Genomic DNA, 21,841 nt, shown 5'->3' on the forward strand with positions numbered 1-21,841 from the left:
AATCATTTTTTTTTAAAATCCAATATTAAGTCCAACTCTAAAAGTTCTGGCTCTTGGATAAGAGTCTGAGTCTAAACCAGGTGTTAGTTGGTTATTGCCAACACTTACCTCAGGATCGTATCCTGAATAATTGGTCCACACATATAAGTTATCTGCGGCAGCATAAAGTCTAAAGCTTTTAACACCTAAGCTTTGTGTTACTTTATTAGGTAATTTATAACCAATTGTAACATTGCTCAGCCTAAAGAAAGAGCCATCTTCTACATAATCTGAGTATGCATTACCACTTACACCTGCATCACCCAAACCATTTATAATAGGCACATTGGTGTCAGTGTTTACAGGTGTCCACCTATCTCTTATAGAACCGTATTTATTAAAGAACGGAATGTTTTGACCAGTACCCCTTACAAGGTTTTTATTGTAAACGTCATTTCCATAAGACCATGATGTTAACACAGATAAGTCGAAGTTTTTATACGTAAAATTATTGGTGAATCCTCCAAAATGCTTTGGTACGGTACGTCCAATAATCGTTCTATCATCTGAATTTATAATACCATCACCACTATCTAGTATACCATCACCATCGCTATCTACTGTTATTTGATCTTTAAGCTTAGGTAAACCCGGTCTATATGTTGCAGTATCGGTTCTACCAGAAGATACGACTACACCATCTTTTAGTTGGTAATTGAGTGCATAAAGAGGTAACCCGGTATCAGATGCATCTTGCGCCATTTTTTGAGCAGCTTCAGCGTCGGTTAATCCGTCAAAATCAACAAAATCAGAATATTGGTATATACCATCGTTTTGGATACCGTAAATAGAACCAACAGGTTCACCAACACGAGTAACATAGTCGATAGGAATTTGATTGTCACCAATAGCTCTTGTAAAGAATTCTGTTGCGCCTCCTAAATCTGTAACCTCATTGTCGTTGAAACTAATATTGAAACTAGAGTTCCATGAAAAGTTTTCATTATCGACGTTTACTGTATTAACAACGAATTCCAATCCTTCGTTTACTAAACTTCCAACATTCGTAAATACGGTTTCAAAACCTGTAGTACCTGGTATAGGTTTGTCTAGTAATAAGTTTGTTGTTTCTTTGTTATAGTATTCGGCATCTATAGAAATTCTATTTTTGAAAAGACCTAACGAGATACCACCATCAAATTGAGAAGTAGTTTCCCATGTTAACCCATCAACAACAAGATTTCCAATTGCAACACCAATGGCTAATTGATTACCATTGAAAATGGCTGAAGATGTAGCTGTTTGTGGTAATGATCTATAAGATCCTATAGCTGTATTACCAGTTTTACCATAACTTGCTTTTAATTTTAAGTTACTTATTGTTTGGTTATCCTTTAAGAATTTTTCGTTTGATACTTTCCATGCTACACCAGCTGAAGGAAAGAAACCCCATTTGTAACCTTCGGCAAATCTAGATGAGCCATCATATCGTGCACTTAGGTTTAAAACATAGCGATCGTCAAAATCATATTGTACACGACCTAAAACCGATCTTAAAGAGTTTTTATTAAAAGTTGATAATGTAGCAAGGGTTTCTTGTGCCGTACCCAAGTTATTCAAGTTAACGCCTGGTAAATCAAAACCTGTAGATCTAGAATTGGTAAATTCAAAAGAAGACTCTTGTTGTTCGTATACTGCAGTCGCATTTAACCTATGCTTACCGTACGTTTTATTGAACGATAAGTTTTGCTCTGTTGTAAGACCAACATTCATACTGTTATTGGTAAAAGCTCTTCCGCCAACAGATTGGCCATAACCAAATTTCTCTGAGAAATATGCCTGACCTTTACTAGAACCAAAATTACCTCTAAGTGATGATGTGAATTTTAAACCGTCTGCTAGTTGATATTCTAAGTAAACGTTTCCGAAAGAATTGAAACGTAATGAACGGTTGGTGTTTCCTTCTAATATTCTATTTGGGTTAACAACATCGCCCGAACGTAATGATACAATTCTACCATCTTCATCATATTCTGCATCATCATAACGTGTTAAACCTTGTACTGGGCTAAAAAGAATAGCACTAGTAACAATACCAGATTGACCGTTAGCATTTGAACTCGCAGCGGTTACCACACCTTTAGATTGTGTGAAACCCATATTTAAATTTACACCTGCCTTTAATTTTTTTGAAATATTCTGATTCAATCTTAAGCTAGCATTATATCGTTCAAAATCTGTGGTCTTAATAACACCTTCACTATTTAAGTATGAAAAAGATGCAGCGTAAGAGTTGGTATCAGATCCACCAGTCATAGAAAGGTTATAGTTACTTGTAATGGCAGTTCTAGAAATTTCGTCTTGCCAATCTGTAAGAATAATTCTAGGGTCATTTAAATTAATATCGTTGCCGAATTCATCTCTATAAGCTGAAACTTGTGGTTCTGTACTATATGGATCCCATGGAAAATATTCATTCCACCAATCTACATATTCTTGCCCTTTTAATAGGTCAATTTTTCTTGCTAGTGTTCCAACAGATGTATAGGTTTCAAAGTTTAAGGTCGACCTTCCTTTTTTACCGCCTTTAGTAGTTATTATGATAACACCATTTGCACCTCTAGAACCATAAATTGCGGTAGCAGAAGCATCTTTTAATACTTCTATTGATTCAATTGTACTAGGATCAATTGTAGATAAAGGGCTCGTAGTCGAATTTCCAAGTCCAACACCTGTACTTTGGTTGTCGCCTTGTAACGCAAACCCATCAATTACATATAAAGGGTCGCTGCTTGCATTAATTGATGTCCCACCACGTACACGTACTTTTAAACCTGCATCGGGACCACCTTCTGAGGCAACTACCTGAACACCTGCTGCCTTACCTGCAATACCAGCTTCGAATGAAATGGGTTTTATCCTATTTAACTCTTCAGCCTTAATAGATACTATGGATCCTGTAAGATCTTTTCGTCTTGCAGAACCATACCCTATAACAACTACCTCGTCAAGAGCAGAAACATCTTCAGCTAAGTTTGTGTTGATGGTTGTTTTTCCATTAACGGCGATTTCCTTTTTAGTATAACCGATATAGGTAAAGACCAAAACATCATCGCTATTTACATTAATGCTATACAGCCCGTCAAAATCAGTAACAGTACCGTTTGTAGTACCTTTTACTACTACACTAACACCAGGTAAAGGACCATCATCTGATGTTACCGTTCCTCGAATGCTGCTCGTTTGAGCGTTCATCGAACCCATACCCAATAGCACCAGAATTGCTATCAGTAGGGTTCCGGATTTCCGTTTAAAATAGATTTTCATTTTCATAAGTTGTGAATGTAATTAAGTTTAGTTCAGCAAATATTTAATTATTCCACCGGGTCCAGGATAACAAATGTTTTTTAAAGGGTAACAAATGTGTTTGTCTAAAAAAAAATGTTAAAGTGGTTGCTACTTTTTATTTTTAGGGCTTTTTAATTCCATTTTCACAATTATCATGCTTAATTATTATGAAATTTGTTTTTTTTGATAGCAACTGCAGGATTAAATAATTTAGCGTGTAATTCATTATTGGTAGTGGTATAAACAATCTCAAATGCAAGGAGCATTTTTATGTAAATAGGTTACGTGTAAGTTTATTTGTGAAATTGTTATGCTACATCTATTTGGTAATCGATATATGTAAAAAGCTACCTTTAATAAGTATACTCTTGGGTAATAGAATGAAGAAAACATCACTTTTAAAATAGAGAATTATGTCTTTATAAAGTGATTATCTTATTGCATATAGCTCATATGTTTTGTTCATAAAATCATTTGTTATTCCATAGTTCTAAAAAATAGGTAACTTTTGTAAAGCGTGTAATGCGTATCATGTATTGCAAATTCTGACCTTAAAAACTCTCTTAAAAATGTTCAAAAAACTCTTTTTTATTTTTCTGATAGGTGTATTTTTTTCTGCTTGTGAAGAAGCTCCTAAAGAAACTGTTGAGGCTAAAAAACCAAACATCATTTATATAATGGCCGATGATCATACGACTCAGGCCTTTGGTATTTATGGTAGTAGATTGGCGACCTTAAACCCGACACCGGCTTTAGATCAGTTAGCGAATGAGGGAATGGTCTTTGATAATTGTTTTGTTACAAATGCGATTTGTACGCCAAGTAGAGCTACAATAATAACAGGTCAATATAGCCAAGCAAACGGTGTGTTAGATCTAGAAGGTCATATACCACCAGATAGGCAATATTTGCCTCAAGAAATGGGCAAGTTAGGTTATGAGTCTGCTATTGTGGGTAAATGGCACTTAGAAGAAGAACCTGCATCATTTGATTATTATGCGGTTTTACCTGGGCAAGGTAAATACCATGATCCCGAGTTTATTGTACAAGGTGAGGAAGAATGGCCTAAAAATAGAATTGAAACTACGGGGCACTCCAGTGATAATATCACCGATTTAACTATTGAATGGTTAAAGGATAAAAGAAATAAAGACAAGCCATTTTTCTTAATGCACCACTATAAAGCGCCGCATGATGATTTTGAGTATGCGCCTAGATATAAAGATTATTTAGAAGATGCATATATACCAGAGCCGGCCAGCTTGTATGTAAATGGTAATAATGGTTCTGTTGCAACTAGAGGAAATAATGATTCGTTGTTAACTGTTATAGGCTCGTCTGTTTCTAAACGAAATACCATTAGAAGTATGGGTATGCGATTATGGAGCGATGAGTTCACGAAAATCTCTAATCCTGAGTTTAATGCTTCTTTTCAAAAGAAACTAAACTTAAGTGATAGAGAATATACGCATGCCACTTATCAAGAATATTTAAAAAGATACTTACGTTGTGTGAAAGGTGTAGATGATAATGTGGCGCGATTAATCAAATTTTTAAAAGAAGAGGGGCTTTATGATAATACTATAATTGTGTATACGGGTGATCAAGGGTTTATGCTAGGGGAACATGATTATATTGATAAAAGATGGATGTATGAAGAATCTATGCGTATGCCATTCTTTGTACGTTATCCTGAAAAAATAAAAGCAGGTACTAGAACTGATGCCATTATCAATAATGCCGATTTTGCACCTACTTTAATTGATATGGCTGGTGGTACAGCACCTGAACAAATGCAGGGACATAGTTTTAAAACTATTCTAGAAACGGGAAAAGAGCCAGAGGGCTGGCAACAATCTACCTACTATAGATATTGGATGCATATGGCGCATGCGCATGCTAACCCAGCGCATTTTGGTATTCGTACAAAACAATATAAACTTATCTTTTTCTATGGTAAGTATTGGGTAGATACAAAAGATCTGAAGGCAACGTGGAATAAAAAAAGTTGGGGTAATAGGTTTGAGATAGATACACCTGTCGCGTGGGAGTTTTATGATTTAGGTAAGGATCCTGAAGAAATGAACAATGCATATGATAACCCTGTTTACAAAGATGTAATTGCAGATTTAAAAAATCAACTTTTACAAAAGCGAAAGAGTTTAAATGAAGAGGATGGCGATAAGTATCCACATATTCAGAAGGTAATAGATGAACACTGGAATGATTAAACGGTACTTCTTTTAAACTAATTATAATTCAATTTTGTATGAAAGCCATTTTTAGAACAGTAGTGTTTTTATGTATTATCGTATCAACTAATGGCTTTGCCCAATTAAAAAAGCAGAACTATAGCACAAAAGCTATCGCTGTGCAAAAATGGGAAGTTCTTGATATTAACTTTCAAGCTAACTCAAAAGATTCATCTCCTTTTACGGCTGAATTTTCGGCCGTTTTCACTCATGAAAATGGTATGCAACAGAAGGTGCCTGGTTTTTTTAATGGAAAAAATGAATGGATTCTTAGGTTCTCAAGTGCTGCAGAAGGTAATTATACATATGTAACTTCTTCAGAAATAAAGGCATTAAATAATAAAAAGGGTAAGATAACGGTAACAACAGCCCAGACCAATAATCACGGTGGTATTGTAGTTAACGATGATGATTCTCAACATTTTTATTATGAAGATGGTACACCATATTTTTTATTGGCATTTGAATGCGATTGGTTGTATGCGCTCGATTATCATAATAAAAAAGAATTACCTAAAACCGAACATTTGTTAAACCTTATTTCAGAAAATGGCTTCAACCAGATTGTAATGAACGTCTTTTCTTATGATGTAAGTTGGGATAAAGATGAAAAGCTTAAAAATCACCCTGAACATGAATTTGGAGGGGCAGATGATATTTTTCCTTTCTTGGGGAACAACGAGAATCCAGATTACTCTGCTTTAAACCCTATTTTCTTTCAAAGATTAGATCGTACTATTAGTATGATGCATGACAAGCGTATAGCATCACATCTTATGATCTATGTATGGAATAAATTGGTTGCTTGGCCAGATATGAACAGTGAGGCCGATAATATGTATTTCGATTATGTGGTAAAACGGTATCAGGCTTTCCCGAATATGATTTGGGACATTTCTAAAGAAGCGCTTTATTATGGTAGGGCAGATGAAGATTATATACATGGTAGAATTGATAGAATACGAGAAAATGACCACTTTAATAGATTGGTCTCGGTACACGACTTTAAATACTGCTCTAACTTTCCTGATAAAGTAGATTTTATTTCTACTCAAAATTGGTCGCATAATATCTATGATAAAATGCTAGATGCCAAGATTAAGTTTAAAGACAAACCGATTTTTAATATTGAACATGGAGGTTATGAAGAGTCCCCATATACTGTGTTTACTGGAGATTATGTAAATGCTGAAACTTGCTTGCGAAGAAATTATATGTGCTTGTTTGCAGGTGTTTATACTACTTATTATTGGCAAGGCGCTTCATGGAATGTTATCATTTATAACCCTTTTGAACAGCCAGAAGATTTCATAAAACCAAAATTTGAATATTTTGAGCATATGCAAAAGTTATTTGCAGAATTTGACTTTACCAAGTTAAAACCCACTCCTTGGCATAATGGCAGCGCATACAATTTAACTGATGACAATGAAACTGTTCTATTGTATATGCACAAAGAAAATTATGGCATAGATGCGGCTTTTCTAAAAAGGGAAAGCTCAAAAAGATCATTACAATGGTTCAATACATTAACAGGTGAGTTTAGTCAAACTATCGGACTTCCAAAAACAGGGAAATTAATATCGCCATGGCAAGGAAAAGCCGATGCAGTATTGATTTCTAGGCTTAATTCACTTTAAAAAGCAGCATATAAATCATTTGATCTATTATAAAAGACATACGTTTTAATGCTTTCTCCAAGATAATTCGAATTTCGCTTCAAGGGAATTAAAAAAAACTAATAAGAGATATTTACCATGAATTTAAAAAGATATAAGTTATTCGCTTTTATGGTCTGTACAGCAACATTCTTTTCTTGTGCTGATAAAAAAGAAAAGAAAGAAACGGTAGTACAAGCGAAACCAGTTTACGAAGCAAACTGGGAATCTATAAAAGCTAACTATAAAGATCCTGCATGGTTTAATAAACAAAAATTCGGAATTTTTATTCACTGGGGTGCTTACACTGTACCAGCTTATAGCTCTGAATGGTACCCTCGAAAAATGTATATGGATTCTGCTACCTTTTCTGCACAATTAGAACTTGGACAAAAAGGACCATCAGATGTGTATTTACATCACAAAGAAAAATGGGGTGATCAGAAAGAATTCGGTTATAAAGATTTCATACCAATGTTTAAAGGAGAAAATTTCGATGCCAACCAATGGATCGATATTTTTGAGAAAGCTGGGGCTAAGTATGTAATACCAGTTGCAGAACATCATGATGGTTTTGCAATGTACAAGTCTAACGTAACCCGTTGGAATTCTGTTGACATGGGACCTAAAAAAGATATTTTAGGAGAATTATTTAAAGCTGGTCGTGAAAAAGGCATGATTATGGGGGCTTCTTCGCATTTCGCCTTCAACTGGTCTTTTTATAATAAGAAAGATAAATTTGATACTACTGATCCTGCAAACGCCGATTTATACTCTACAAAAGGTAAAGACTTAAATGAACCGGTTTCTGAAGAGTTCAAAGAGTTATGGTGGGCACGAACTAAAGATATTATCGATAATTACCAACCAGATATCTTGTGGTTCGATTTTTACCTTGACATTCCTGACTTTGCAGATCAAAGGCCAAAGTTAGCGGCATACTACTATAATAAAGGTATAGAATGGAATAAAGAGGTGGTGTTACAAGATAAGAACTTCTCTCATGAGGCTTTTCCTGAAGGTACGGTTGTTTACGATCTAGAAAGAGGTAAGCTGCCTGGTATTCGCAAATTACCATGGCAGACAGATACTTCAATCGGTAAAAATTCTTGGAGCCATGTTACCAATTGGGAGTCTAAAACAGCCAATGAAATTGTAGATGATTTAGTAGATATTGTAAGTAAAAACGGAAATCTATTGTTAAATGTGGGTCCTAAATCTGACGGTACGATCCCAGAAGATCAGCAGGCTATATTATTTCAAATCGGAGATTGGCTAAAGATTAATGGCGATGCTATTTATGATACTACATACTGGAAAACATTTGGAGAGGGTCCGACAGAGGTAAAAAAAGGACATCATTCTGAGGGTAATAATGAAGGTTTATCATCAAAAGACATCAGGTTTACCATAAAAGATAATAAGTTGTTCGCCATTGTTTTGGATTGGCCAGAAGACGGTATGGTAAATATTGAGTCTTTAGCTAAAGATTCTGAATATGTAAAAGATTTAGAAATTACCAATGCAAAAGTATTGGGTAGTACAGATAAAATTAAGTGGAGTCAAGAGACTGACGGTTTAAAGGTTACTATGCCTAAAGAAAAACCAGGAGATTTCGCGTATGTTATTCAGTTCGATTTACGATAGTTTGTTAGTTTAATTTAATTGTTCGCCAAGACTTTTGTTGTTAGAGGTCTTGGTTTTTTTTTATTAAAATCGATTATTATGAAATTACATAAGCAGTGTTTGTCTTACCAACTATTAATTTGTTCAATCTTATTTTTCGCTTTGCTTTTCGGATGCAAATCGACAATAGATATAGATGCAAAAAACAGCCTAGATAATGATTCTATACATATGCTAGATTCTACGTTGTCTAAATGGGAAGTTTGGATGGGCGCTGTGCATACCTCAGTTGATTTAGATGTAGAAAAGTTTGATAATGTGCAAACCGGAAAACCTTTAGGATTAAATAAAGATCCTAAGAATGTATTTTCTGTACAAAAAGAAAATGGAGAAACTATATTAAAAATTACAGGAGAAATTTATGGAGGTTTAACCACCAAAAATGAATATGGTAATTATCACCTTTCGGTACATTTTAAATGGGGAGATAAGAAATGGGAACCAAGGCTGAATACAAAAAGAGATAGTGGAATACTTTACCATGCTCAAGGTCCGCACGGTGCATTTTGGAACGTATGGATGGCTAGTTTAGAATTTCAAGTTCAAGAAGGTGATTGTGGTGATTTTATTGCTTTAGGTAATGTATATGGTGATGGACCGGTAGAGAGAAAAATAAAGGATGGTGATAAGCCATTTTTTATGTATAATCCAAAGGGTACTGTTACTCCTTTAAAATACGGACCAGAATTTGAGGCTAGTCAATCAAGTAAATCTGAGCTTCATGAAAAGCCACATGGTCAGTGGAATACATTAGAAATCTATTGTTTGGGCAGTGAGAGTATTCATCTTGTAAATGGTATTGTGGTAAACAGGGTAAAAAATGCTAGGTATGACATAGATGGTTCAACGATACCAGTTGTTAAAGGTAAGATTCAATTACAATCAGAAGCTGCTGAGGTTTACTATAAGAACCTTACACTTACTCCGATAAGCAGCTTTCCTTCAAAATACGCTGATTTTTAATCTGTTTAATCATCCGTTCTAGTTTCAGAATCATACGTTATTAGCTATAGTGTGCTATTAAATTATTTTTGAGTGTATTACTATTCTAGTAATCCCATTATAAAATAATTGAATGAAAAATTTTGCTACTGCTTGCCTTTTTGTAATAACAGCAATTTTATCGGCTCAAGAAAAGCCAAATGTTATTGTGATTTTAGCTGATGATATAGGTGTAGGCGATGTTTCTTATTATAGAAAAATGCACTCTGAAAATATTGTGGTAGAAACACCTGCTTTAGATCAACTTGCTAAAGAAGGTATGGTTTTTACAGATGCACATTCACCTGCTGCCCTTTGTGCTCCTTCAAGATATGCAATTATGACAGGTAATAATTGTTACCGCAGTTATGCGCCGTGGGGTGTTTGGGGTGCCTACCAACCTTCACCAATTGAACCAGATCAATTGACCTTGGGTAAGTTGATGAAAAATGCAGGCTACCAAACTGCTTTTTTAGGTAAATGGGGTTTTGGAATGGACTTCTATAAAAAAGGAGATTCTACTCAAATACATGAAGGCCCACGCAAACATGTAGAACTTGATGTTGATGTTCGGCAAATAGCAGGTAAAGGACCAATACAAAACGGATTTGATTATAGCCTAACTTTCCCTGCCGGAATCCAGAATGTACCTTACGTAGTCTATGAGAACCAAAAATGGATGCCTTTGAGTGAGAATTCTGAAATAGGTTATATTTCTCAAGAGAACATGACCAAACTTGGTGTTAAGCTAGATAAAGATGAAGGTTTAGGTGACACCGCTTGGGATCCTCATAATATGGGGCCTCTATTAGTAAATAAAGCCATAGATTTTATTGAAACTACCAATAAAGATAAACCCTTCTTTATGTATTACTGTTCTCTTGCGGTGCATTTGCCACATACACCTACCAAAGAGCTTAATGATATAAAAATAGTGGAAACGACACCATCGCACCATTTAGATTTGGTGAAAGAATTAGATATACAAATGGCGATGCTAATAGAAACGCTTAAAAAGAAAGGTATATACGAGAATACATTAATCATTTTTACTTCTGATAATGGTGGTCTGCAAAGAAAGGAAACTATGGCCTCTGGTCACCGATCTAATGATATTTATCGTGGCGGTAAAAACCAACCTTATGAAGGTGGTCAACGAGTTCCATTTATTGCCTCTTGGGCGGGTAAAATTGAACCGGGTTCTATTTCTAACACGCCTGTTTTAGGTCTCGATGTATTAGGCACGCTTGCTGCAATTACAAACCAAGAAATTGAAGAAAACCAAGCCAACGATTCGGCTAATTTATTACCAACGCTTTTAGGGCAAACTTCTAGAGAGGTACATCCATACTTAATAAATCAATCGGGTACTAGTCGAGAAGCTATGATTGTTAAAGACGGTTATAAATTGATAATTGCTTTCGATAAAAAAGATAAAACCGACAATACAAGAAAGCCGTTGGCATTATTCAATTTAAAAAATAATAGCGAAGAGAATGAAAAATTCAATTTGGTAAATAAGCCTAAATACAAAGAAAAGATAGAAGAACTTTTTAATGCCTACAATACACTTCGATCTAGTGGTGAAGGAACAAAAATATAATTAATAGATACACTTTAGGCTACGTCGCTTTTTCTGATAGAATAATCAGTTAAGATAATGGGCTAAACATAATTCAATTTAAAATGAAAAAAATAAAATTTACGCTATGCCTGTCCGTGTTGTTTTCTCTTGCTTATGGTCAAGATAGTAATACGGTAGATAAAAGCAAGAGCCCTAAATTTGAAGAAAATTGGGAATCCCTAGAAAAAGTGAATGCTAGCCCTGATTGGTTTCAAGATGCAAAATTTGGTATCTATGCTCATTGGGGACCCGTTTCTTCAGCTTTTGAAGGTACAGAACCCGATAAATTCTACTCAGGTTGGCACGGCATGAAAATGTATGAAGATGGTAAAAGAGTACCAACTAAAAACGGCAACCCTACCTCTAATTTTGAACATCATTCTAAAAAATATGGAAATCCTAAAAAATATGGATATAAACATATCATAGAACAATTTGATCCATCAGCATTTGATGCGAAACAATGGGCAGAGCTGTTTGTAAAATCGGGAGCTAAATTTGCAGGACCTGTGGCTATGCACCATGATAATTTTGCCATGTGGGATAGCAAAACTACAAGATGGAATTCTATGAATTATGGGGGAATAGACCCTTCGGCAGAGTTAAAGAAAGAAATTGAAGCTAAAGGCTTAAAATTTATGGCTTCTTTTCATCATGCATTTACATGGAAATATTTTGCTCCAGCCCATAAGTACGGTGGTGTGAACGCTGAAGATTATGACTTGTATACCAACCCACACTCGTTAGAATCTGATACTCCAGATGAACAATTTTATAAAGATTGGTGGGCAAAAATGAAGGAGTACATAGATGTATATCAGCCAGAATTAATTTGGTTTGATTGGTGGCTAGAAAATATGACCGAAGAGTCTCGACTAGAGTTCTTAGCTTATTATTATAACAAAGGTATAGAATGGAATAAAGAGGTTGTGGTATCTTATAAAGAAACTACTTTTCCTGAAACGGTTGCTGTTAAAGATTATGAACGTGGCAGACCAAATCAGCCAAAGTCTCCTTCGTGGTTAACAGATACTTCCCCTGGTGCCTGGTTTTATAGACCAAATGCGAAATTTAAAACTCCAAATGAACTTGTTGATATCTTGGTGGATATTGTTTCTAAAAATGGATTGATGCTTTTAAACGTTCCTCCAAATCCAGATGGTTCTATTCCTCAAGAGATGCAAGACCTATTAATTGATATGGGAGCTTGGTTGGCTATTAATGGAGATGCTATTTACGGCACTAGACCTTGGACGATATTCGGAGAAGGACCTACCCGTTTACCGGAAGGCGGACATAAAGTAGAGAAATTCAAAATAGAATATAAGAATACGGATATCAGATTTACTAAAAAATCGGATAAGGAATTTTACATTATCGTAATGGACACCCCTGATACTGAAATTGTGGTGAAATCATTATCTACTGATATTGGAGTTTTAAATTCTAAAATAGAAAGTATATCGCTTTTAGGAAGCAAAGAAGAAATCAACTGGGTTAAAGACGAAAGAGGTTTAGTTATACAAGCTCCATCAAAATTACCTTCTGATTATGCTCACGCTTTTAAAGTGTTGCTAGAAGGCTATAAAGAAAATAATATTGGAGGTAATATTGATGCTCATGTAGATTAGTTATTAAAAACTAAACTGATAAGAATAAATATGATTTTTTGGATTAATAAAAATCCCAAAAAATCATATTTTTCTTTTTTGTTACTTATTCTATTAGTGTTTCATTCTGTAAACGAATGCGTTCTTGTTGCTCTTTATTTAATCCCTGCTTATAATAAAATTCGGGCTTATGGTATACATGGGCTTTTTTCATGTCTTGGTCATCGATATCTAAACTTAGATCACAATCAAATCGTGTTAAAATGGCGTGATTTGTACTCCAACCATTTACGCTAGTAAAATGTGATATTCCCCAAGTAATGCCTCTACCATCTTTGGTGTCTGTAAATGCATCTGGAATAAAAGGACCTGCCGCATCTGGCATTAATTCTGTAATAGCAGCAATATTAAAATTGATACCGTCCTCTGAATATTGTATGGTATTGTGTTCATTTCCATCTCTAATACTTAGGGCAGCTATACCCGTTTTAAAAGGAAAAAGGGTAGTCTCGTGCCCAGAGGTTAAAACTGGGTTCAAAGGGTTTTTAGTAAATGGTCCGTATGGATCATCGGCAGTCGCTAAACCTTGCATTCTTACCAAATTTGGTTGCCCATCAAAATCAGATTTGTAGTACAGGTAAATTTTGCCTTTATATACTAATGGATATGGATCGTGTATAGAGAATTGATCCCAAGCGTTTTTTGTGCCATTTGGGATAACAATTTTGTTCGTTGCCGTCCATGGTCCGTCTGGTGAATCTGCGAAAGACATTAGAACTGGGCAATCATCGCCTCTTGTTCCACTGGGCTCACTAAAACCTTGGTAATACATATAATACTTTCCTTTCCATTTTAAAATATCTGCTGTTGATATGGAACGGTGTCCTAAATTAGGTTTTGATGGGCGTGGTATGGCAACACCTTGCTCTTCCCAAGTAAAACCATCTGTACTTGTGGCATACCATATTTCAGCCAAATCCCAATCTGCAGAAGGAATAGTTTCTGTTGCTAATTTTGCTCCTTTAGGTGAGGTTACAGTATTTCTGTAAGTGTACCAAACATAATATTTTCCGTTTTCAAAAATCACTTTTGATGGATCTCTTCTACTTATCGTACCGTCATGATTATTATAATCTAAGCCTTTTAGTTCGGTGTATTTAAATTGAGTATAGAGCTCGTTGTCTTCAGGTCTTGGCGCCATATAGCCGTCGTAATTACGTTGCATGGATGCACTTAATGGTATATCTGGTTTCTCTTTTGGTAATTTAAAAGGGAATGATTGTGAGGTAGCTTTGCATGATAGTAAAAGCAATAATGTAACTATAGGCAATAATGATGATTGATTTTTCATGTTTGTTATTCTATAATTAGTGTTTTGTTCTTTTGTTTAAATTTGTCTTGTAAAGACATTTCTTGTATTTATAATTCTAGTGTTAGTCTGAATAATGTTATCCTACATTTTCAGTTAATAGATGGTAATATTTCTCCAAAAAAATAGTACTATAATTTAATAGGTAATTTGGGGATGCGGTTTACTTGCTTTCTACTAATTCCCAAGACCGTACCCAATTGTAAGTGGTCGTTCTTTCGGCTTCAGTGCCATTCATTCCGCCATCTGCTGGAACCGGATTCCAGTTGTAGGTTTCAACTACCATTCTCAAGTACATTTCTATATCATAATCTGCAGGAGGGGTAACTTGAGCTAGAAATTTACCGTCTAAAAAGAATAGTACTTCATCTTTAGATTTCCACCATACGCCATACACATGAAAATCATCATATACTTTTCCTCCAACTAAAGCGCCAGATTTATTAGAACCTTTTTCATAGTCACACCCATCAGGAATATTTCTGCTGTGTGTGTTCGAGTTCATAGATTGGTCAAAATTCTTCATCCATTCGGCATCATTTGTAATTTGACCAACGCTTTCTTGAATATCTAATTCTGTTGTTCTTTTGTCGCATCCTTCTAATTCACTAGATTCGTTAATCAGCCAAAAAGTAGAGGACATAAAGGTTTTATTGGCTTTCATTTCGCATTCGTAATACCCATAGGTCATGGCGTTTCTAGAGCCAACATAACCGCCACCATGGGTGTATTCTTTACTTTGTTTTGTTACTGGTTGCGGTAGCAGTTTTGTAGTAATCTTTAAACCGCCATCTTCAACTTTTATATTTTCTGCCTGAAATAATCCTGGTGCTCTACCGATCCAACCTTGCCCTGAAATTTGCCATTTTTTCTCGTCTACTTTTTTGCCCTCAAATTCATCGGACATATTTTTTACCAATTTCCATTTTTGAGTAGTTGGTTTTGGATCTTCACCATCATTAAAGTGTGGAGATTTCTGAGCAACCATGGTTCCAACAGTTAATATCAAGCTCGTAAATAGTAGTTGCTTTAAAGTGATATAGTTTGATTTCATTTGTATAGGTTTTTGTAAGATTTTAATTATTTAAATAGGTAACTCTTTCTTGAATAAGTTTGTTTTTGAAAACAGCCTTGTCTAATTTTTTGATGTCTATATTAAATTGGTATTTCTGATAATAGTCTTGTAGTAAAGCGATAGTATTGAGTATTAACAGCGCTTCTTTTTCATTGGTAGATTCATATAATATTTCTGTTAAATACTTAGAGCTATCCAATATTCCGATAATACCTAAAAACTCTGCAGCGCGCATTTTATTTATCAACAATGGATCAGACTTCATTATTTGTTTAATTTGATTGGTAAATGCACCTGCTTGTGCTCCAAAACTAGAGCACGATATCAACGCCCAATAGCGTTCCAATTCATCGGTAGATTTTAAATACTTTTTCAATTTGTGTTGCGCCTTGTGAAAAGGTATTACCTGTAGATTAGCAATTTTCAGGTATTTTGAAATTTCTGTTTTATGTGCTTGTCCAAACGCAATAGGATCATTAAAAGCCTCGTCAATAATATAATTTTCAGGAAATAATGACAGGTCTGGCATTGAACTCATCCAACCATTTAGGTTTTTTCTAAGCTGTTTTAAGCTTTTTTGATATGCAGGATTGTTCGCAAGGTTGATGGTTTCATAAGGGTCATTTTCTACATCATATAATTCTTCAGGGGCTTTTGGTTTAAAAAATTGTGACTGTATTTCGTTTAGTTTTCCATTATCAAAAAGTGTTTTCCATTCTCTATACGCCAATTGTTTATATCTATATTGGTTCATTAAAGCATCAACAGTAAATGGTTGAAAATTTCGTATGTATTTTAAGTTCCCCTTGCGTAAGCTTCTGACCATGTCATACTTTTCGTCAAACCGATCTGCATAACCGTAAGTCTCGTTATTCTTTAGGGTGGTTTTAGAGACGTTTGCGCCTAAAAAAGGGCTACCGTCTATAGTTTCTGGTATTGCAATACCAGCTAAGTTTAATACCGTTGCACTAAAATCAATGAAGCTAACAAAGGTGTTCGTTGAGGTACCGGCAGTAAAAGGAGATAAATTTTTGAACTTTTCTGGAATATAGATCACTAGCGGAACATGTAAACCGGTTTCTTTTAAATAGCCTTTACTGTTAGGTAAAACGCCGCCGTGGTCGCCATAATAAAACACAATAGTATTTTCGAGTAGATTATCATCTTGTAATTGGTCGATGACTTCTCCTATTTGTCCGTCCATTTTTACGATTAAATCGCGATAAATAGCATTGGTGTGTTTAAATGTTTCGGTTTGAGGATGATTAGGTTGTACGAAGACGGTTTCAATATTTGTTTTCGTTTTTATAGACTCAACATCTTTTTCAGAAAAATGTAGTTGCCCTTCATGAGTAGTTCCAATATTAAACACATGAAAAAAGGGTTGTCCTTTTTTTCTGTTTCTCCAACTTGCTTTCTTTGAAGAATCGTCCCAAACATCGTCATTTTTTAAAATATTATAATCTTCCTTTGCATTATTGCTCGTATAATACCCGGCATCTCGCAGATATTCAGGAAACATCTTTATGTTTTCGGGTAGTGTTACTTTTTGTTCTGATCTATGGTAATGTGTTGCTAGTTTCGGACCAAAAACACCTGTAATAATACTAGACCTTGCAGCACTGCATACAGCAGCATTTGAAAAAGCCCTGTTGAATTGAACTACTTTTTTTGCTAGCTTTTCAATGTTGGGTGTTGCTACACCGTTTTTATCAAAAAGTTTCATGTAGTGCTTTGAATTATCTTCTGATACAATCCAAACTACATTGGGTTTTTCTTGAGCTCTGAGAAAAGTTGAAAGTCCAATAATAACGCTGAATATAATAGACTTAAAATTCATTGGTAATCCTGTTTTTATTTAATGTGTATTTATAGTTTTTAAAATTACGGTTGAGTTTAAAAGAAACCGTAGCCATATTTATTTCAGGTTATATTTTGAATAGATGTCGCTTAAATCTGTTTTGTCTAAAGTTTTCAATTGCCATTCTTTAAGTTGAGTCAAAAGATGGGTTATGGTAGATTTTGATATCTTTTTAGTACTTAAGTTCGTTGTTTCCCAAGGGTCATCGGTCAAATTGTATAATTCTAGATTTCCTGTTTTAGGATAAACAATCAGTTTCTTATTTTTTGAAATGATGCCTCGTTGATCATCGAACATCGCCAAATAAATAGATGGTCTTGTTTCTTTATCTTCAGCTAAGAGTGGAACTAAGCTTTTAAAATCTATAGTATCGGTTGTTTCTAAATCGATTAAATCAAATAGAGTAGGTACTACATCTTGTAAATACACACGAGATGTAATTTTGGTGTTTGGCTTCGCCGAGGGAGCTTTAATAATTAATGGAGCGGTAACACTGGGTTCATAAAGACAAACCTTACCTGCAACTCCGTTTTCGCCAAAATTAATACCGTGGTCAGAAGTAAAAACAATAATCGTATTGTCATAGATATTTTTATCTTTTAGGGCCTGTATAATGTCACCAATGCGTGCATCCATATGTGTTACCATTGCATTGTTTTGCTGTACACGTTGCTGCATCGTTTTAATTCTTAACGGGTCTGGTGCATATTGGTATTTTACATTTTTGTTCAGAGGCATTTTATCAGAAAAACTAGCTGGTAATTTTATGTTATCCGCAGGATACAAGTCATAATATTTTTGCTTGGTCTGTCTTGGAACATGTGGTGCATTAAAAGCTACATAAGCAAAAAATGGCCTGTCGTTATTGTAAGTCTTCACAAAGTAAACTGCTTCATTTGCCGTAATATCGGTAATGTGACCTGCAGGCGAATTATAGGTTTTTAACTGACCTGGCTGTATGCTTCCGGTTTCATCGAAAATTTCTTTTACATTTTTTCCCATGGCATGCCACTTACCTGTCATAAAAGTATAATAGCCACTATCATGTAATCTCTCTGGCAATGACTTTGGGGCATTTTGTTTATTTATTTCTTGAGATTCCCATAGATATTTGCCGTAGATAAGCATTGTTCTGCTTGGGATACAAACTGCAGGAGACCAGCACCCCATGTTATATGCAGCCGTAAATGATGTGCCTTCTTTTGCAAGTTCATCAATATAAGGCGTGATCATTGTTGAGTTACCATAAGCTGCCACGGTCTGATTGCTCTGGTCATCAGATTCTATGAACAGAATATTCATTTGCGCATAGGAGCTTATTGCAAAACCAAAAAAAAGTATAGTAAGAAGAAATGTTTTTTTCATTTATCGTATTCTTTTAACCGACCAAAAACATATAGTTCTCAAAACATGTAATTGGCTATTCTTTAAAAAAATAAATATATCAATTGATAAATGGGAAGAGGATAATGGATAAGTAGAAAACTACCATATATGATTTATTTTTAAATTCAGGGGAATTTGGTTTGGATGTAAGAAATTGAAAATCAGAGTGTAAATAGGAGTATTATGATTTTTCTATTTTATGATAACTGAAGATTCTCTAATATTCAATCGTCCATTAAGTATAATAGTTTGTGGTACAAATATTCCTTTATTATTAATTTGATCTAATAATAATTTAGCTGCTGTTTGCCCAATATCATGTGTAGGCTGCTCAACAGATGTTAATGAAGGTGCTGTATGCTTTGCAAGAGATGATTCTGTAAAACCAACAATGGCAATATCATTGGGAATTTGATAACCATGCTTTTTAAAAACTGTCATGGCGCCAATAGCACAAGAATCATTTGCTGCAAAAATAGCCCTAGGTATGGTGTTATTATCAATCATTTCTTGAGCAATTCGTTCACCATCTTCCATTTTAAAACCACATGAAATTATTTTACCTACTGGGCGTTTGTGTTTTTTATGGGCATCTTCAAAACCTCTTTGTCTGTTTTTTGTTAGGGTCAAATTTGTGGTGCCCGTTAAGTGAACAATATCATTGTACCCTTGTACAATTAAATGTTCGGTAGCAAAAAGTGCCCATTTATAATCATCAAAAAGTACTTTTGATGCCTTGATTTCGTCTACAGCTCTATTAAAGAAAACAATAGGTATATCAGATTTTAATAAACTTGTGTAGTATTCATTATTATCTATTTCCGATGTTAACGAAACAATTAGTCCATCGACCATGTTATCCACCAAGGTTTCAACATTTTTTCTCTCGATTTCCCATGAATAGTTAGACTGCATTATTAGCACTTGATACCCTTTTTCGTGCAATATTTGTTGGGCTCCGAGCATTACTTCAGGAAAAAAATTGGTACTGAATTCAGGTACTACAATACCAATATTAAAAGAACGCTGCTGGCTTAATTTTCTCGCAATTGGGTTTGGTCTGTAGCCCAACTCTTTTGCGGTTTTGAGAATTAATTTTTTTGTTTCTTCATTAATATCGTACTTATCGTTGAAAGCTCTGGATACTGTTGAAATAGAAACGTTTAATTTTTTTGCGACGTCTTTTATGGTAACGTGTTTCATGTGGTAATGATACCAAAATATTAATGTTTCGGCAAATTTCGGAAACGTTTCCGGAAATAAAATGTGTTTCGGAAACGTTTCCGAAGGCTTATTTCTCATGATGGATTAAAAAATAAAAAGTTTTACTCTACTTTAACAATCAATCTATTTCTAGTTATGGGTAATATCGATATTTCGGTAATATTAATTTTTGTTGCTCTTATTTTTGTATGCGGAATAAGTTTTTCCAAATCAGGTAAGGATATGAAGTCTTATTTTTCTGCTGGGGGTGCATTGCCTTGGTGGATGAGCGGACTCTCATTATTTATGAGTTTCTTCTCTGCCGGTACTTTCGTGGTCTGGGGAGCAATTGCCTACCAAAGTGGGTGGGTAGCAATATCCATTCAATGGACAATGTGCATATCTGGAATTATTATTGGTTTTGTTATTGCACCAAAATGGCAAAAAACAAAAGCCATGACGGCAGCTGAGTTTATTACAGATCGGCTTGGGTATAAAACACAAAGAATCTATACCTACCTATTTTTGTTGATTTCTATTTTCACCATGGGAGCATTTTTATATCCTGTGGCAAAAATTGTAGAGGTTTCTACCTCAATACCTATTACCACAAGTATAATTGGTTTGGGTATTTTAATTCTTATCTATACTTCTGTAGGCGGTTTATGGGCTGTTATCGTTACAGATGTGCTTCAATTTGTTGTTTTAACCGCTGTGGTATTAATTGTAGTACCCCTTTCTTTTGATAAAATTGGAGGTATAGATAATTTCATTGACAAAGCTCCAGATAATTTTTTTCAGTTCGTAAATGAAGAGTATTCGCCTCTGTTTTTAGTTGCTTTCGGCTTGTATAATTTATTTTTCATAGCAGGTAATTGGGCTTATGTACAACGTTACACTAGTGTAGCTACACCAAAAGATGCCAAAAAAGTAGGATGGCTTTTTGCTGCCCTGTATGCGGTTAGCCCTTTGGTTTGGATGTTGCCACCAATGATATATCGCATTCTAAATCCGGAGTTAAGTGGCTTAGCCAATGAGGGTGCTTATCTATTAATGTGTAAAGAGGTATTGCCTGTTGGTATGTTAGGCTTAATGCTTGGGGGAATGATTTTTGCAACATCAAGTTCTGTAAATACTACTTTGAATATTTCTGCAGGTGTTTTGGCTAATGATGTTTACAAGCATTTTAGACCTGGAACAAGTGATGAAAGTTTGGTGAAGGTAGGTAAACTGGCAACTATTATACTAGGTGTAATTACCATTTTCATCGCTTTAATGGTGCCTTATTTTGGGGGGATAGTAGAGGTAGTAATGACATTGGCCGGACTTACTGGTGGTGCTATGTTCTTGCCGCCAATTTGGGCATTGTTCTCTCAAAAACAAACTGGTGCAAGCATACTTTCTGTTACCCTAATTTCTCTTTCTATTAATGCGTTTTTTAAATTTTTAAGTCCGGCGGTATTTAATTTAAAATTAGATAGAGCTACTGAAATGGGTCTTGGGATTGGTGTACCTATAGTTTTGCTGGTCATGTTTGAACTCTATTTTACTTATCAACAAAAAGGCAATAATCAATATACTGTTTACTTAGAGAAAATGAAGCATAAGTCTGGTGTCGTTATTGACGATACTAGTAAAGACAATAAAAAAGGTGCCCGTGTTATTGGCATTGGAGTAGCAGCTACAGGATTAATAATATTGGTGCTTTCGTTCATTGCAGAAACTGGTGCGGTATTGGTAGGTGCAATGGGTTTACTTGTAAGTATTCTTGGTTGTTTTATTATTTATAAAAACTTAAATAATCGGTAG

General features: G+C 34.9%; 13 protein-coding genes. 7 read left to right on the top strand and 6 right to left on the bottom strand.

Features of this window, described 5'->3' with window-relative positions; genetic code table 11:
* Positions 1–12: 12 nt before the first annotated feature.
* Entirely contained in the window at positions 13–3,312 is a 3,300-nt protein-coding gene (locus tag Q4500_RS01400; protein WP_303597967.1) for a TonB-dependent receptor, read from the bottom strand.
* Between the two features lie 584 nt (positions 3,313–3,896).
* On the opposite strand from Q4500_RS01400, the gene Q4500_RS01405 reads away from it, so the two are divergent.
* From Q4500_RS01405 to Q4500_RS01430, 6 genes are all read left to right on the top strand, one after another.
* Complete coding sequence (locus tag Q4500_RS01405) at positions 3,897–5,558, top strand: sulfatase (RefSeq protein WP_303597968.1); 1,662 nt, start codon at positions 3,897–3,899, stop codon at positions 5,556–5,558.
* A gap of 38 nt (positions 5,559–5,596) precedes the next feature.
* Positions 5,597–7,219: a DUF5060 domain-containing protein gene (locus tag Q4500_RS01410; RefSeq protein ID WP_303597969.1), complete on the top strand. Its 1,623-nt coding sequence runs from the start codon at positions 5,597–5,599 to the stop codon at positions 7,217–7,219.
* A 117-nt stretch (positions 7,220–7,336) separates the two neighbouring features.
* The gene (locus Q4500_RS01415) at positions 7,337–8,884 is read left to right on the top strand and encodes an alpha-L-fucosidase (RefSeq protein WP_303597970.1); all 1,548 of its coding nucleotides are present in this window, start codon (positions 7,337–7,339) and stop codon (positions 8,882–8,884) included.
* 78 nt (positions 8,885–8,962) lie between these two features.
* Complete coding sequence (locus Q4500_RS01420) at positions 8,963–9,886, top strand: DUF1080 domain-containing protein (RefSeq protein WP_303597971.1); 924 nt, start codon at positions 8,963–8,965, stop codon at positions 9,884–9,886.
* 112 nt (positions 9,887–9,998) lie between these two features.
* Positions 9,999–11,507 (top strand): arylsulfatase, encoded by a 1,509-nt coding sequence (locus Q4500_RS01425; RefSeq protein ID WP_303597972.1) that lies wholly within the window; start codon positions 9,999–10,001, stop codon positions 11,505–11,507.
* A gap of 83 nt (positions 11,508–11,590) precedes the next feature.
* On the top strand, positions 11,591–13,159 hold the full coding sequence (locus tag Q4500_RS01430) for an alpha-L-fucosidase (protein WP_303597973.1): 1,569 nt from the start codon (positions 11,591–11,593) through the stop codon (positions 13,157–13,159).
* 85 nt (positions 13,160–13,244) lie between these two features.
* Here Q4500_RS01430 and Q4500_RS01435 read toward each other — a convergent pair whose 3' ends face one another.
* The 5 genes from Q4500_RS01435 to Q4500_RS01455 form a co-directional block, all read right to left on the bottom strand.
* Positions 13,245–14,489: a family 43 glycosylhydrolase gene (locus Q4500_RS01435; RefSeq protein ID WP_303597974.1), complete on the bottom strand. Its 1,245-nt coding sequence runs from the start codon at positions 14,487–14,489 to the stop codon at positions 13,245–13,247.
* Positions 14,490–14,670: 181 nt separating this feature from the next.
* Positions 14,671–15,561, bottom strand: a complete 891-nt coding sequence (locus Q4500_RS01440; RefSeq protein ID WP_303597975.1) for a family 16 glycosylhydrolase — start codon at positions 15,559–15,561, stop codon at positions 14,671–14,673.
* 22 nt (positions 15,562–15,583) lie between these two features.
* Entirely contained in the window at positions 15,584–17,422 is a 1,839-nt protein-coding gene (locus Q4500_RS01445) for a sulfatase (RefSeq protein ID WP_303597976.1), read from the bottom strand.
* A gap of 78 nt (positions 17,423–17,500) precedes the next feature.
* A complete protein-coding gene (locus Q4500_RS01450) occupies positions 17,501–18,808 on the bottom strand; it encodes a sulfatase-like hydrolase/transferase (RefSeq protein ID WP_303597977.1) in 1,308 nt (435 codons plus the stop codon).
* A gap of 213 nt (positions 18,809–19,021) precedes the next feature.
* Positions 19,022–20,032 carry a LacI family DNA-binding transcriptional regulator gene (locus Q4500_RS01455; protein WP_303597978.1) on the bottom strand — a complete coding sequence of 337 codons (1,011 nt, stop codon included), beginning with the start codon at positions 20,030–20,032 and terminating at the stop codon, positions 19,022–19,024.
* Positions 20,033–20,275: 243 nt separating this feature from the next.
* Here Q4500_RS01455 and Q4500_RS01460 point away from each other — a divergent pair, with 243 nt between their 5' ends.
* Positions 20,276–21,841 (top strand): sodium:solute symporter family protein, encoded by a 1,566-nt coding sequence (locus tag Q4500_RS01460; protein ID WP_303597981.1) that lies wholly within the window; start codon positions 20,276–20,278, stop codon positions 21,839–21,841.

Source organism: Maribacter sp. 1_MG-2023, from assembly GCF_030547005.1.
Classification (GTDB): Bacteria; Bacteroidota; Bacteroidia; order Flavobacteriales; family Flavobacteriaceae; genus Maribacter.